13 protein-coding genes are annotated in these 12,813 nt (G+C 61.6%); 9 read left to right on the forward strand and 4 right to left on the reverse strand.

Annotation, left to right across the window (positions count from 1 at the left end; translation table 11 throughout):
- Positions 1-38: 38 nt before the first annotated feature.
- Positions 39-2,456 carry a putative ABC transporter permease subunit YbbP gene (gene ybbP / locus AC6I8P_RS13620; protein WP_481657779.1) on the reverse strand — a complete coding sequence of 806 codons (2,418 nt, stop codon included), beginning with the start codon at positions 2,454-2,456 and terminating at the stop codon, positions 39-41.
- Positions 2,453-3,139, reverse strand: coding sequence for a putative ABC transporter ATP-binding protein YbbA (ybbA, locus tag AC6I8P_RS13625; RefSeq protein WP_021508636.1), 687 nt, complete (start codon positions 3,137-3,139; stop codon positions 2,453-2,455). Before ybbA ends, ybbP begins: the two co-directional genes overlap by 4 nt.
- Here ybbA and tesA point away from each other — a divergent pair.
- The 5 genes from tesA (at position 3,107) to AC6I8P_RS13650 (ending at position 6,909) form a co-directional block, all read left to right on the forward strand.
- On the forward strand, positions 3,107-3,733 hold the full coding sequence (gene tesA, locus AC6I8P_RS13630; RefSeq protein WP_021508637.1) for a multifunctional acyl-CoA thioesterase I/protease I/lysophospholipase L1: 627 nt from the start codon (positions 3,107-3,109) through the stop codon (positions 3,731-3,733). The two genes, ybbA and tesA, sit on opposite strands and share 33 nt — an antisense overlap.
- A 31-nt stretch (positions 3,734-3,764) precedes the next feature.
- Positions 3,765-4,538, forward strand: coding sequence for an SDR family oxidoreductase (locus tag AC6I8P_RS13635; RefSeq protein ID WP_132466477.1), 774 nt, complete (start codon positions 3,765-3,767; stop codon positions 4,536-4,538).
- A gap of 79 nt (positions 4,539-4,617) precedes the next feature.
- The gene (locus AC6I8P_RS13640; RefSeq protein ID WP_021508639.1) at positions 4,618-5,472 is read left to right on the forward strand and encodes a thioredoxin family protein; all 855 of its coding nucleotides are present in this window, start codon (positions 4,618-4,620) and stop codon (positions 5,470-5,472) included.
- Between the two features lie 64 nt (positions 5,473-5,536).
- Positions 5,537-6,451, forward strand: a complete 915-nt coding sequence (locus AC6I8P_RS13645) for an SPFH domain-containing protein (protein ID WP_021508640.1) — start codon at positions 5,537-5,539, stop codon at positions 6,449-6,451.
- A complete protein-coding gene (locus AC6I8P_RS13650) occupies positions 6,451-6,909 on the forward strand; it encodes an NfeD family protein (protein ID WP_058769407.1) in 459 nt (152 codons plus the stop codon). The genes AC6I8P_RS13645 and AC6I8P_RS13650 overlap by 1 nt, the downstream gene beginning before the upstream one ends.
- On the opposite strand, the gene cueR is transcribed toward AC6I8P_RS13650, so the two are convergent.
- A complete protein-coding gene (gene cueR, locus AC6I8P_RS13655; protein ID WP_498030671.1) occupies positions 6,885-7,301 on the reverse strand; it encodes a Cu(I)-responsive transcriptional regulator in 417 nt (138 codons plus the stop codon). The two genes, AC6I8P_RS13650 and cueR, sit on opposite strands and share 25 nt — an antisense overlap.
- A gap of 95 nt (positions 7,302-7,396) precedes the next feature.
- Here cueR and copA point away from each other — a divergent pair, with 95 nt between their 5' ends.
- From copA to ybaK, 3 genes are all read left to right on the forward strand, one after another.
- Complete coding sequence (gene copA, locus AC6I8P_RS13660; RefSeq protein ID WP_498031168.1) at positions 7,397-9,907, forward strand: copper-exporting P-type ATPase CopA; 2,511 nt, start codon at positions 7,397-7,399, stop codon at positions 9,905-9,907.
- 68 nt (positions 9,908-9,975) lie between these two features.
- Complete coding sequence (locus AC6I8P_RS13665) at positions 9,976-10,776, forward strand: TraB/GumN family protein (protein ID WP_021508644.1); 801 nt, start codon at positions 9,976-9,978, stop codon at positions 10,774-10,776.
- A gap of 164 nt (positions 10,777-10,940) precedes the next feature.
- The gene (gene ybaK, locus AC6I8P_RS13670) at positions 10,941-11,420 is read left to right on the forward strand and encodes a Cys-tRNA(Pro)/Cys-tRNA(Cys) deacylase YbaK (RefSeq protein WP_021508645.1); all 480 of its coding nucleotides are present in this window, start codon (positions 10,941-10,943) and stop codon (positions 11,418-11,420) included.
- Here the strand turns inward: ybaK and AC6I8P_RS13675 are convergent.
- Positions 11,417-12,286 (reverse strand): LysR family transcriptional regulator, encoded by an 870-nt coding sequence (locus AC6I8P_RS13675; RefSeq protein ID WP_021508646.1) that lies wholly within the window; start codon positions 12,284-12,286, stop codon positions 11,417-11,419. The genes ybaK and AC6I8P_RS13675 overlap by 4 nt on opposite strands.
- A 90-nt stretch (positions 12,287-12,376) precedes the next feature.
- Between AC6I8P_RS13675 and AC6I8P_RS13680 the strand changes: the two genes are divergently transcribed.
- Positions 12,377-12,808: a multidrug/biocide efflux PACE transporter gene (locus tag AC6I8P_RS13680; RefSeq protein ID WP_104092665.1), complete on the forward strand. Its 432-nt coding sequence runs from the start codon at positions 12,377-12,379 to the stop codon at positions 12,806-12,808.
- Positions 12,809-12,813 lie beyond the last annotated feature (5 nt).

Raw genomic sequence — 12,813 nt, forward strand, 5'->3', positions numbered from 1 at the left:
GGCCCCCTCTCCCGTGGGAGAGGGCCGGGGTGAGGGCATCAGGCAGCATCAAACCGTCTGAACAGCGCTTTCCCCTTCAGTAAGCGGACACCCAGCCAGCCGCCGCACAGCGACAGCAATGCCGCGCCACACAGCGGCAGCGCCAGCCACAGCGTCCAGTCCGGCTGCCACGGGAAATCAAAAATCTTGCGCTGAAGCCCCCACAGTGCCGCTTCCGCCCCCAGCGCCGCCGCGATTCCCGCGACCACGCCAAGCAGCGCAAACTCACACCACAGCGTACCGCGCAGCAGGCGCTGGCTGGCACCGAGCGTGCGATACACCACCAGTTCCTGCCGGCGCTGGCGCATGCCGACCTGGATCTGCGCCAGCAGCAGCAGCACACCGCAAACCGTCACCAGGATCACCATGATCTCCAGCGCCTGGCTCACCTGCGCCAGCACCTGTCCAATCTGCTTCAGCATACTGCCGACATCCAGCAGGCTCAGCGTCGGGAACGCGCGGTTTAGTTGCGTCAGCAGCGCGGGATCGTTCGCCATGCGGAAGCTGGTCAGCCAGGTTTGTGGCTGCTGATCGAGCGCGCCCGGCGGGAAGATAAAGAAGAAGTTTGGCCGCAGGCTCTCCCAGTCGACCTTGCGCAGACTGGTGATCGTCGCACTGAACTGCTGCGTATCGCCGCTGAAGGTCAGCCTGTCGCCGAGCCTGACGCCCAGACGATCGGCCAGCTCGACCTCCATCGAGACTTCACCGGCTTTCGGCGGCCAGCTGCCGGCCACCAGCGGATTGTGATCCGGACGCTCCGCCTGCCACGTCAGATTAAGCTCGCGATTCAGCGCGTTATCCAGGTTGGGATCGGCTGGCTTGCCGTTCAGTTCCGTGAGTCGCGCCCTTACGATCGGATAGAAGGTTCCGGCGTTAACCTGATGCTGCCGCAGAAACTCGTCTACCTGCGGCACCTGCTGCTGGGTCAGATTGAGCAGAAAATAGTTGGGCGCATCCGCCGGTAATTGCTGCTGCCAGCGATCGAGCAGATCACCGCGCATCACCAGCAATAACGCCAGCAGCATAAAGGAGAGCGAAAACGCTGCCAGCTGGCTGAGCGTCATGGCTGGCTGACGCAGCAGACGGTTGATCGCCAGGCGCAGCGCCAGATTACGCACCACCAGTCTGCGCAGCAGCAGGAGCGTGCCCCAGCCGAGCAGCGCCAGCAGCAGTGCCAGCATCACCACGCCAGCCAGCAGCGCCCACAGCATTTTGCTGCCGCCCATCAGCAGCGCAAGGAGCGCTACCACCACCAGCGCCATCACCGGCAGATAAATACGCAGCGGCCACAGTGTGGCTACCGCATCACGACGCAGCACGCGCAGCGGCTGTGTGGCCATCAGCAGACGGTACGGACGCAACCCGACCAGCAGCGAGATCACCACCAGCGCACCAATCGCCCACAGCCACGGCCAGACGCTGGCAGCCGGTAAAGCGGCGGGCAGCACCGGTTTGAGCATCAGCAGCAGCGCGACTTCAATGCCCTGCCCCAGCGCACTGCCAGCGATGGCCGCCAGCAGCAGCACGGCCAGCCACTGACCGATAATCAGCCGCTGCAGCGATTTACGCGTGGCGCCCAGCGTTTTCAGCACCGCCACCAGATCGTAACGGCTGCGGCAGTAATGACTCATGGCGACCGCCACTGCGGCAATCGCCAGCAGCAGGGTTAACAGCGCCGAGAGCAGCAGGAACTGCTGCGCACGCTGCATTGAGCGGCCCAGCGCATCCTCGGAATTCTCCACACTGATCCAGCGCTCGCCGGCCTGCAACTGCGGCTGAATCCAGCGATCATAGCGCGCCAGCGGCACCGCCTCGCCGGAGAACTTATAGCGCCAGCTCAGACGGCTACCAGGCTGGATCGCGCCGGTTTTCTCCACGTCAGCAAGGTTCATCAGCAAACGCGGCGCCGTCTGAAACGGATTAAATCCGCCGTCCGGCTCCTGAATCACTTCGCCGGCAATGCGCAGCGTGGTATCGCCCACGTCAATGCGGTCACCGACCTTCAGGTTAAGCAGCGCCAGCAGACGCGGTGCGGCCAGCACCGTTCCGGCCACCGGACGCAGGCCGGGCGGATCCGTCTGCAGGGTGCCGAACATCGGGTACGCATCATCGACCGCTTTGACATCGGCCAGCTGCGGTGTCTCCTGCGCAAAGGTCATGGTCATAAAGCTGAGCTGCCGGCTAACCGCCAGCCCCTCTTCGCGCGCTTTGTCCAGCCACGCATCCGGTGCCGGTTTACTGCTGCGCAGCGTGCGGTCGCCGGCCATAAAGTCACGGCTCTGCTGGCTCAGCCCTTTCTCCATGCGATCGCTGATGGAGCCCAGCGCCAGCACGCAGGCCACCGCCAGCGTTAGCGCCAGCCAGACAATCAACAGCGAGGGCGAACGCCACTCGCGCCAGAACCAGCGCCAGATCATGCTTCCTCCCACAACTTGCCGTCGCGCAGTCGCAGGCGACGATCGCAGCGTGCCGCCAGCTGCTCATCGTGCGTCACCAGAATCAGCGTGGTGGCGAAGTCGCGGTTGAGCGAAAACAGCAGATCGGCGATGCGATCGCCGGTTTTGCGATCGAGGTTACCGGTCGGCTCATCGGCAAACAGCAGGCCGGGACGGCCGCTGAAGGCGCGTGCCAGCGCCACGCGCTGCTGTTCGCCGCCGGAGAGCTGGGCCGGCAGATGGTGCAGACGATCTTTTAGTCCGAGCTGCGTCAGTAATTCAGTGGCCTGCGCGCGACTGTCGCGATCGCTGTCTCCGCGCAGCAGTGCCGGAAGCTGGACGTTCTCCAGCGCGTTGAGCGTGGGCACCAGCATAAATGACTGAAACACAAAGCCGACCTCACGTGCACGTAACGCGGCGCGCTGCTCTTCGTTCATCTGGTGCAGCGGCTGGCCCAGCAGATGCACTTCGCCGCTGCTGCCATCATCCAGTCCGGCGAGAATGCCCAGCAGGGTGGATTTCCCGGATCCCGACTCGCCGATCAGCGCCAGCGTCTCGGCTGGTTTGACAACCAGCTCAACTCCGGTAAGGATGGTCAGCTGATGCTCTCCCTGACCGACGGACTTAGTAAGATGATGAACTGCAACAATGTTTTCCGCTGGCATTATTCCTTCCTGTTGTTATTGCTGCTGCTGGTGTCGCGCATCGCCGCCGCCGATACCCTGCTGATTCTCGGCGATAGCCTGAGTGCCGGCTATCGCATGTCCGCCACCGCCGCCTGGCCGAGCCTGCTCGACAAAACCTGGCAACAGCAGCCCAAAGTGGTTAACGCCAGCATCAGCGGTGATACCGCCGGTCAGGGGCTGGCGCGGTTGCCGGGCCTATTAAAACAGCATCAGCCGCAGTGGGTGTTAATCGAATTGGGCGGTAACGATGGGCTGCGCGGCTTCCCGCCGCAAAACATCGCGCAGGATCTGAGTAAAATTATCGATCAGGTCAAAGCCGCTAACGCCCAGCCGCTGCTGATGCAAATTCGTCTGCCGGCTAATTATGGCCGACGCTACACCGACGCGTTCAGCGCGCTCTATCCGCGCCTCGCGCAGCAGTATCATATTCCGCTGGTACCGTTCTTTATGGAGCAGGTTTATCTGAAGCCGGAGTGGATGCAGCAGGACGGTATTCACCCCAATCCGGATGCGCAGCCGTTCATCGCCAACCTGATGGCTGAGCAACTGGCTCCGCTAGTTAAGCATGATTAACGCCGCGACGTGCCCAATGACAGGTAAAGATATGCAAAAGTCTGTATTAATAACCGGCTGCTCCAGCGGCATCGGTCTGGTGGCGGCCAACGATCTGCTGGCGCGCGGCTATCGCGTGCTGGCCGCCTGTCGCCGTGCTGACGATGTGGCGCGCATGGATGAGCTCGGCTTCACCGGCATCCTGCTGGATCTTGACGATCCGGCCAGCGTGGATGCCGCCGCCGATCGCGTGCTGGCCCTCACCGACCACTGCCTGCACGGGCTGTTCAATAACGGCGGCTTCGGCCAGTACGGTCCGCTGACCAGCGTGTCGCGTCAGCAGCTGGAGCAGCAATTCTCCACCAACTTTTTCGGCACCCACCAGCTGACGCTGCGCCTGTTGCCGGCGCTGCAAAATAGCAGCGACGGGCGGATTATCAACACCAGCTCGGTGCTCGGCCTGATTTCCACGCCGGGCCGCGGCGCTTATGCCGCCAGTAAATGGGCGCTGGAGGCGTGGAGCGATGCGCTGCGCATGGAAGTGCGCCACAGCGGCGTGCGCGTCAGCCTGATTGAGCCAGGCCCGATTACCACCCGGTTTACCGAAAACGTGCAGCAGGGCGAACGCGACAAGCCCGTGCGCAACCCCGGCATCGCCGCACGCTTTAGCCTGCCGCCGGAGGCGATTCTGCCGAAACTGCGGCATGCGCTGGAGAGTAAACATCCGCGCCTGCGCTATCCGGTGACGCTGGTTGCCTGGGCGATGAGTCTGCTAAAGCGACTGCTGCCGGGCTGGATGCTGGATCGCATTTTACGCAGTAACTAAACTGCAAGCCGGAATTGAACTTGAAGCCGGGGCGTTTGCCCCCATATCCTCAACACACTTTCTGCCAAGAGACGTATTCATGTCACACGCTTTGATTATCGACATCAACGAATCCAACCTGCAGCAGACGCTGGAGCAATCGATGCAGCTGCCGGTACTGTTCTACTTCTGGTCGGAGCGCAGCCAGCACTGCCAGCAGCTGACGCCGGTGCTGGAGCGTCTGGCACAGGAGTACGCCGGCCAGTTTATTCTGGCGAAGCTGGATTGCGATAAAGAGCAGCTGGTGGCATCGCAGTTTGGCCTGCGCTCTCTGCCGACCGTCTACCTGTTCCAGAACGGCCAGCCGGTCGACGGCTTCCAGGGCCCGCAGCCGGAAGAGGCGATTCGCGCGCTGCTGGAGAAAGTCCTGCCGCGTGAAGAGGAGTTAAAGGCGCAGCAGGCGATGCAGCTGATGCAGGAAGGCAAGCCGCTGGATGCGCTACCGCTGCTGAAAGACGCCTGGCAGCTGAGCAATCAGAACAGTGAAATCGGTTTTCTGCTGGCAGAAGTCCTGATCACCCTGAACCGCAGCGAAGAAGCCGAAGCGGTGCTGGCTGTCGTGCCGTTGCAGGATCAGGATACGCGCTATCAGAGCCTGATTTCGCAAATCGACCTGCTGAAACAGGCCGCCGACACGCCGGAGATCCAGCAGCTGCAGGAGCAGATGGCAAGCGAACCGGACAACGCCGGTCTGGCTGCTAAACTTGCGTTACAGCTGCATCAGGTGGGCCGCAATGAAGAAGCGCTGGAGCTGTTGTTAGGTTTTCTGAAGCGCGATCTCAGCGCCGGTGACGGCGAAGTGCGCAAAATGTTCCAGGAGATTCTGGCGGCCCTCGGCACCGGCGATGCCCTCGCCTCGCGCTATCGTCGCCAGCTCTACTCGCTGCTGTACTGACCGGTACCGCGCGGTAAACGGGCCGAAGCGACTCGGCCCGACAATCTGACAGCCAGGAGGTTATATGTTAACAGTGATTCCCGTCATCATCGTGCTCGCGCTGGTTACCGTGTGGGCCGGTGTCAAAATTGTGCCACAGGGCTACCAGTGGACGGTGGAGCGCTTTGGCCGCTACACCAAAACGTTGCCGCCCGGTCTGAATTTAGTCGTGCCGTTCATGGACCGTATTGGTCGCCGGATCAATATGATGGAGCAGGTTCTCGATATTCCCTCGCAGGAGATCATCTCCAAAGATAACGCCAACGTCACCATCGATGCAGTGTGCTTTATTCAGGTGGTAGATTCGGCGCGCGCCGCTTATGAAGTCAGCAATCTTGAGCTGGCCATCATCAACCTTACCATGACCAATATCCGCACCGTGCTCGGCGGCATGGAGCTGGATGAGATGCTGTCGCAGCGCGATAACATTAATACCCGCCTGCTGCACATTGTTGATGAAGCGACCAATCCGTGGGGGGTAAAAATCACCCGTATTGAAATCCGCGACGTGCGCCCGCCGCAGGAACTGATAGCGGCCATGAACGCACAGATGAAAGCTGAGCGTACCAAACGCGCCGATATCCTCGCCGCCGAAGGCGTACGCCAGGCGGCCATCCTGCGCGCCGAGGGCGATAAGCAGTCGCAAATCCTTAAAGCGGAAGGCGAACGTACCTCCGCTTTTTTGCAGGCGGAAGCGCGCGAGCGTCAGGCCGAAGCCGAGGCCAACGCCACGCGTATGGTGTCAGAAGCTATCTCTGCCGGGGATATCCAGGCGATTAACTACTTTGTGGCGCAGAAATACACCGATGCCCTGCAAAAAATTGGCGAAGCGAATAACAGCAAAGTGGTGATGATGCCGCTCGACGCCAGCAGCCTGCTCGGCTCGGTGGCCGGTATCAGCGAGCTGCTGAAAGAGAGCCGTCAGGAGCGCAAACCGTGATGCTGATGGAGCTGATTGCGCATCCGCACTGGTTCTGGCTCACGCTGGGCGGTTTACTGCTGGCAGCGGAGATGCTCGGCACCAGCGGTTACCTGCTGTGGAGCGGCGTGGCGGCGGTGCTGGTCGGGATCATTGAGTGGCTGTTTCCGTTCTCGTGGACCAGCCAGGGCATGCTGTTCGCCACTCTGACGCTGCTGTGCGTGTTTTTCTGGTATCGCTGGATGCGCTTTCGCGAAAGTGCGCAGCAGCCCAATACACTTAATCAGCGCGGCAGCCAGCTGATTGGCCAGCACCTGACGTTAGACAGTGCGCTAAAAGACGGCGTCGGTCATGTGCGCATTGGTGACAGCAGCTGGCGCGTGCAGGCGCAGGAAGATTTGCCAGCGGGCACGCCGGTGATCGTGACCGGCGTGTCAGGCATCACGCTGCTGATTCAGCCGCGTTTGCCGCCCTCCTGATGACCGCAGCCCGCCAGGTGATTGATGATAGGACATTCGGCACCGTCATCGCCCGGGCAGGCTGCAGCCAGGTCCAGCAGACGTGCGCGCATCGCGTGCAGCTCTTCAATGTGCGCCGCGATCTCATCCGCCTTTTGCAGGGTGCGCGCTTTAACATCGGCACTGTGGCGCGCCGGGTTATTAAACAGCGCGACCAGTTCGCGACACTCCTCGAGCGTGAAGCCCACCTGCCGCGCCTGGCGCAGAAAATTGAGCTCATCCAGGTGGTGCGCGCCATAACTGCGATAGCCGTTGTCACTGCGTAACGGCGGCGTAACCACCCTTTTCTGTTCGTAAAAACGAATCGCTTTGCTGGTCAGCCCGGTTTTTTTTGCTACATCGCTAATGTTCATCTCTGCCCCTTGACCTTCCCCTGAATGGAAGGTTTAGGCTTTATAACTAATGCAAACCTTGCAGCGAGTCAAACCTGATAAACGAGGAGTTGATGATGTCACACACACAATTACTGGCTCTGGACGGCTTGTCCTGTGGCCACTGCGTTAAACGCGTTAAAGAGGCGCTGGAGCAGCGCAGCGATGTGGAACAGGCCGAGGTAACGCAGCAGGAAGCGCGCGTCACCGGCGCAGCCAGCGCCAGCGATCTGATTGCCACCGTTGAGCAGGCTGGTTATCACGCCACGCTGAAAAATGAGGCGTCCAGCCCAAAGCCTGATCCGTTGCCAGCTCAGGAGCCGCAGCCGGAGGCGCTGACAACGGAGTCGCAGCCGGCAGAAGAGAATCTTGCGGTGCACCATCTGCTGATAGGCGGGATGAGCTGCGCCAGCTGCGTCAGCCGCGTCGAGCAGGCGTTACAGAAAGTGCCCGGCGTGAACCAGGCGCGCGTCAATCTGGGTGAGCGCAGCGCGCTGGTGCTGGGCGATGCCTTACCCTCAGCGCTGGTCAGCGCCGTAGACGAGGCGGGTTATTCTGCGGAAGTGATCGAAGATGAACAAACCCGGCGCGAGCGCCAGCAGGTCAGCGCACGGCAGGCGATGCGCCGCTTTAGCTGGCAGGCGGCGCTGGCGCTGATCGTCGGCGTGCCGATGATGGTCTGGGGCATGGTCGGTGATCACATGATGCTAAACGACAGCAATCAGACGCTCTGGCGCGTGCTCGGTGCCGTCACGCTGGCGGTGATGGTGCTTGCCGGCGGCCACTTCTATCGCAGCGCGTGGCGCAGCCTGCGTCATGCTACCGCCACCATGGACACGCTGGTGGCGCTCGGTACCGGTGCGGCCTGGATCTACTCGATGAGCGTCGCGCTGTGGCCGGCATTTTTCCCGCCGCAGGCGCGCCATCTTTATTTTGAAGCCAGCGTGATGATCATCGGCCTGATTAACCTAGGCCATGCGCTGGAACAGCGCGCGCGCCAGCGCGCCTCACAGGCGCTGGAGCGGCTACTGGATTTAACCCCGGCGCAGGCCTGCGTGATCACCGCTGAAGGGGAAAAGCCGCTGCCGCTGAGCGAAATCGCACCGGGCATGACGCTGAAGCTGGTGACCGGCGATCGCGTACCGGTGGACGGCGAAGTCAGCCGCGGCGAAGCCTGGCTTGATGAAGCGATGCTCACCGGCGAAGCGCTGCCGCAGTCGCGCCGTCCTGGCGATAAGATTTATGCCGGGACGCTGGTGCAGGACGGATCGCTACAGTTCACCGCCCGCGCCACCGGCAGCCATACCACGCTGGCCCGTATTATCAATCTGGTGCGTCAGGCGCAGAGCAGCAAGCCGGAAATGGGCCGGCTGGCCGATCGCATCTCGGCGGTGTTTGTGCCGGTGGTGGTGGCGATTGCCCTGCTCAGCGGAGCGGTCTGGTATGTTGTCGGGCCGCAGCCGCAGCTGGCCTATACGCTGGTGATTGTCACTACGGTGCTGATTATCGCCTGCCCATGTGCGCTGGGCTTAGCCACGCCGATGTCGGTGATCGCGGGCGTCGGCCGCGCCGCCGAGCTAGGCGTGCTGGTGCGCGATGCCGATGCGCTGCAGCGGGCCAGTGAAGTCGACACCATTGTGTTTGATAAAACCGGCACCCTGACCCAGGGCACGCCGCAGGTCAGCGAGGTGCTGCTGTACAGCGACTGGGATCGTCAGCAGGTAATGCAGGCCGCCGCCCAGCTGGAGCTGGGATCGGGGCATCCGCTGGCGAAGGCCATCGTCGCCGCCGCACCTACCGTCAGTGACGCCCGCGTTGCGCAATTTCGTACAATACGCGGCAAAGGCGTGAGTGCTACTGTCGCTGACAGAACGCTGCTGCTGGGCAATGCGGCGCTGCTGGAAGAGCAGCACATTGACCTGCGCGCCGCACAGCAGGATATCGCGCGACTCGCTGCGCAGGGCGCCACGCCGGTGCTGCTGGCGGATCAACAGCAACTGCTGGGCCTGATCGCCCTGCGTGACCAGCTGCGTCCGGAGAGCCGTGCGGCGCTACAGCGGCTGCATCAGCTGGGCTATCGTCTGATCATGCTGACCGGTGACCATCAGACCACTGCCGAAGCCATCGCTGCCGAAGCGGGTATCGATGAGGTGATCGCTGGCGTGCTGCCGGACGGTAAAGCGCAGGCGATTGCGCAGCTGCAACAGCAGGGGCGCAGCGTGGTGATGGTGGGCGACGGCATCAACGACGCTCCGGCGCTGGCGCAGGCGGATGTGGGGATCGCCATGGGCGGCGGCAGCGATGTGGCGGTTGAAACCGCGGCGATGGCGCTGATGCGCAACGATCTGCACTGCGTGGCCGACGCGCTGGCGATGGCCAACGCCACGCTGCGCAATATGCGGCAGAATCTGCTGGGTGCCTTTGTCTATAACAGCCTGGGCATTCCGATTGCTGCCGGCGTGCTCTATCCGTTTACCGGTGTGCTGCTCAGCCCTATCGTCGCCGGTGCCGCCATGGCGCTGTCGTCGATCACCGTGGTGAGCAATGCTAACCGTTTGCTGCGCTTTAAACCGGCGCAGCGGCAATAGCAACCTCTGCCCTGTCTTTCGCTGAGCGAAATCGCTAGCATGGATTTTTGACTTAAAAAGGACACGGCATGAGACGCAGTGTGTGGCACCGCCTGCAACAGCTGGCCAGCAGCCTGTTCCCCGCCAGCTACAGCTGGCCCGCCATGGATATCAGACTCGGAGACCGCCGTCTGCATCTGGCTGGCAGTATTCATATGGGCACGCGCGATATGCAACCGCTGCCGGCCGGCTTGCTGCGCCAGCTGCAAAAAGCCGATGCGCTGGTGGTGGAAGCGGATATTACCCGCGGCAGTTCACCGTTTAGTGAGGGTGAAGCGTATCCGCCGCTGGCAACGCGGCTGACGCCAGAGACGCTGCAACAGCTGACGGCGCTGTGCGATGAGCTGTCACTGAACATCGCGCTGTTTGATAGCCTGCCGTTCTGGCAAATTGCGCTGATGCTGCAGGCGCAGCAGGCGCAGCGGCTGGGGCTGCGACCGCAGTACGGTATTGACTATCAGCTGCTGCAGGCAGCGCAGGCGGCAGGAAAACGCATTATTGAGCTGGAAGGGCCGGAAACGCAGATCGCGTTGCTGAAATCACTACCGCAGGATGGCCTGGCGCTGCTGCTGGATACGCTGGAACACTGGCACACCAACGCGCGACTGCTGCAAACCATGATCAGCTGGTGGCTGGATGCGCCACCCGCCAGCCAGCCGGTGGCGCTGCCGACTACGTTCAGCAGTGAACTGAACGATACCCTGATGCGCAACCGTAATCAGCACTGGCGCGAGCTGCTGCTGGCGCTGCCGCGCGGACGCTATGTGGTGGCGGTCGGTGCACTGCATCTGTACGGCGAAGACAATTTGCCGCAGCTGCTGAAGGCATAAAAAAAAGAAGGCCAATATTGCTATCGGCCCGTCAAAGAGGAATTTGTTTATGATTTTGGTTATCGCCAGGGTGACTGGCGCCGGCCAATTTTCGCGCAAAGTTCAGATTTTCGCCAGTACTTTCACGCAAACCGAGATAAGAATTTTCGTAGCAAGGATTGAATATGACACCCGCCGTAAAACTGCTGGAAAAACAACAGGTCGCTTTTACCCTGCATCCCTACGAGCATGACAGCCATGAAACCCACTTCGGTGACGAGGCGGTGCGCAAGCTCAACCTGGATGCCCGCCAGGTGTTTAAAACCCTGCTGGTGGCGCTTAACGGTGATGGCAAAGCGCTGGCAGTGGCGGTGACGCCGGTCTCTTCACAGCTGGATTTGAAAAAAGTCGCCAAAGCGCTGGGGGCAAAAAAAGCCGACATGGCCGATCCGCAACTGGCGCAGCGCGTCACCGGCTATCTGGTGGGTGGCATCAGTCCGCTGGGGCAGAAAAAGCGGCTGCCGACGGTGATCGATCAGCAGGCCAGCGAATTCCCGACCATCTTTATTTCCGGCGGCAAGCGCGGGCTGGATATCGAACTGGCCGCGCAGGATCTGGCAAGGCTGCTGGATGCCACGCTGGCTGACGTGGCGCGCCGCGATTAATCAGGCTGCTGCGCGCACAGCTGGTCGATCATCCAGCGGCCGGCCGGGCCCGGCGGATTGCGCCGCGACCAGATGACATCCACCGCAATATGCTGCGGCCAGCCCGGCACCGGCAGCTCGCGCAAGACCTGATGACCAAACTGCTGCACCAGCCAGCGCGGCAGTACGCTCCAGCCAAACCCCTGCTCCGCCATCTCCAGCAATAAAAGATAGGTTGGGGCCGACCAGGTGCGGCCCGCCGGCAGCGGCTGGCGGGTTTCCACCCAGGTATTGAGCCGCAGCTGACGCAATTCGCCCAGCTGCGCCTCGCTCACCTGCGAACGGGCTGCCAGCGGGTGATCCTGATGCAGGAAAATCGCCATTTGCGCTTCAACCTGCAGTCGCGCCACCGCCAGATCCGGCGGCAAACGCGGCTGGGCGCGCACCACGCCAAGATGTACGCGCCCGGCCTGCAGTAAATCCAGCACATCCTCATCTTCTGCAATCATGCATTCAAATTCGATATCCGGATAGCGCGCCTCAAAGCGCGTCAGCAGATTTTCATGGTGATCGGCCTGCCAGAAGTCGGAAATGGCCAGGCTGAGTCGCGGCTCAACGCCCTGCGACAGCCGCACCGCCAGTTCATCCAGCCGCTGGCTGGCAGCAAGAATTTGCTGCACCTGCGCCAGCGCGCGCTGGCCCTGAGCGGTCAGCACCGGCTGGCGTCCGCTGCGATCAAACAGCGCAAAGCCTAAGTCATCTTCGAGATTGGCCACCGCGCTACTGATGGTGGACTGACTTTTTGCCAGCGCACGCGCCGCTGCAGAAAACGAGCCGCTGGCGACGGTCTGAACAAATGCCTCAAGGGATTCTGGTGAGTACTTCATGCTGAACCATCGCTTTTATCGATAGGTAATCATTTTATCTTAGCATTGTGCAGTGAGAAAATGCGTGGCGTTACTCAAAAGGAGGTTTATATGCGTACCCGTTCACTGAAAGAACGTTTTTGTCATGCCGCAGGCTTTGAAGGGTTAGCGATCGTCACGGTTGCGCCGCTGGCCGCCTGGGTTATGGATAAACCGCTGTTTCAGATGGGCGCGCTGGCGATTATGCTGTCGACCGTCGCCATGCTGTGGAACATCATTTATAACAGCGGCTTTGACCGTCTCTGCCCGCCGCAGCGCCAGCGCGGTCTCGGCCTGCGCGCGCTGCATGCGCTCGGCTTTGAGGGCGGCTTTATCCTCATCGGCCTGCCGATTGCCGCGTGGATGTTGCATATTTCGCTGCTGGACGCTTTCCTGCTGGAAGTGGCGTTCTTTCTGTTCTTTCTGCCCTACACCATGGCTTACAACTGGGCATGGGATAAGCTGCGCCAGCGCTGGGTGAGCCAGAAATCCTGCAGCGCCTGAAAAAC

It is taken from the genome of gamma proteobacterium symbiont of Lampromicra miyakona, from assembly GCF_059730895.1.

Coding starts and splice junctions, on each gene's coding strand:
- ybbP (WP_481657779.1), bottom strand. CDS start 2,456: ATGATCTGGCGCTGGTTCTGGCGCGAGTGGCGTTCGCCCTCGCTGTTG.
- tesA (WP_021508637.1), top strand. CDS start 3,107: ATGATGAACTGCAACAATGTTTTCCGCTGGCATTATTCCTTCCTGTTG.
- ybbA (WP_021508636.1), bottom strand. CDS start 3,139: ATGCCAGCGGAAAACATTGTTGCAGTTCATCATCTTACTAAGTCCGTC.
- AC6I8P_RS13635 (WP_132466477.1), top strand. CDS start 3,765: ATGCAAAAGTCTGTATTAATAACCGGCTGCTCCAGCGGCATCGGTCTG.
- AC6I8P_RS13640 (WP_021508639.1), top strand. CDS start 4,618: ATGTCACACGCTTTGATTATCGACATCAACGAATCCAACCTGCAGCAG.
- AC6I8P_RS13645 (WP_021508640.1), top strand. CDS start 5,537: ATGTTAACAGTGATTCCCGTCATCATCGTGCTCGCGCTGGTTACCGTG.
- AC6I8P_RS13650 (WP_058769407.1), top strand. CDS start 6,451: ATGCTGATGGAGCTGATTGCGCATCCGCACTGGTTCTGGCTCACGCTG.
- cueR (WP_498030671.1), bottom strand. CDS start 7,301: ATGAACATTAGCGATGTAGCAAAAAAAACCGGGCTGACCAGCAAAGCG.
- copA (WP_498031168.1), top strand. CDS start 7,397: ATGTCACACACACAATTACTGGCTCTGGACGGCTTGTCCTGTGGCCAC.
- AC6I8P_RS13665 (WP_021508644.1), top strand. CDS start 9,976: ATGAGACGCAGTGTGTGGCACCGCCTGCAACAGCTGGCCAGCAGCCTG.
- ybaK (WP_021508645.1), top strand. CDS start 10,941: ATGACACCCGCCGTAAAACTGCTGGAAAAACAACAGGTCGCTTTTACC.
- AC6I8P_RS13675 (WP_021508646.1), bottom strand. CDS start 12,286: ATGAAGTACTCACCAGAATCCCTTGAGGCATTTGTTCAGACCGTCGCC.
- AC6I8P_RS13680 (WP_104092665.1), top strand. CDS start 12,377: ATGCGTACCCGTTCACTGAAAGAACGTTTTTGTCATGCCGCAGGCTTT.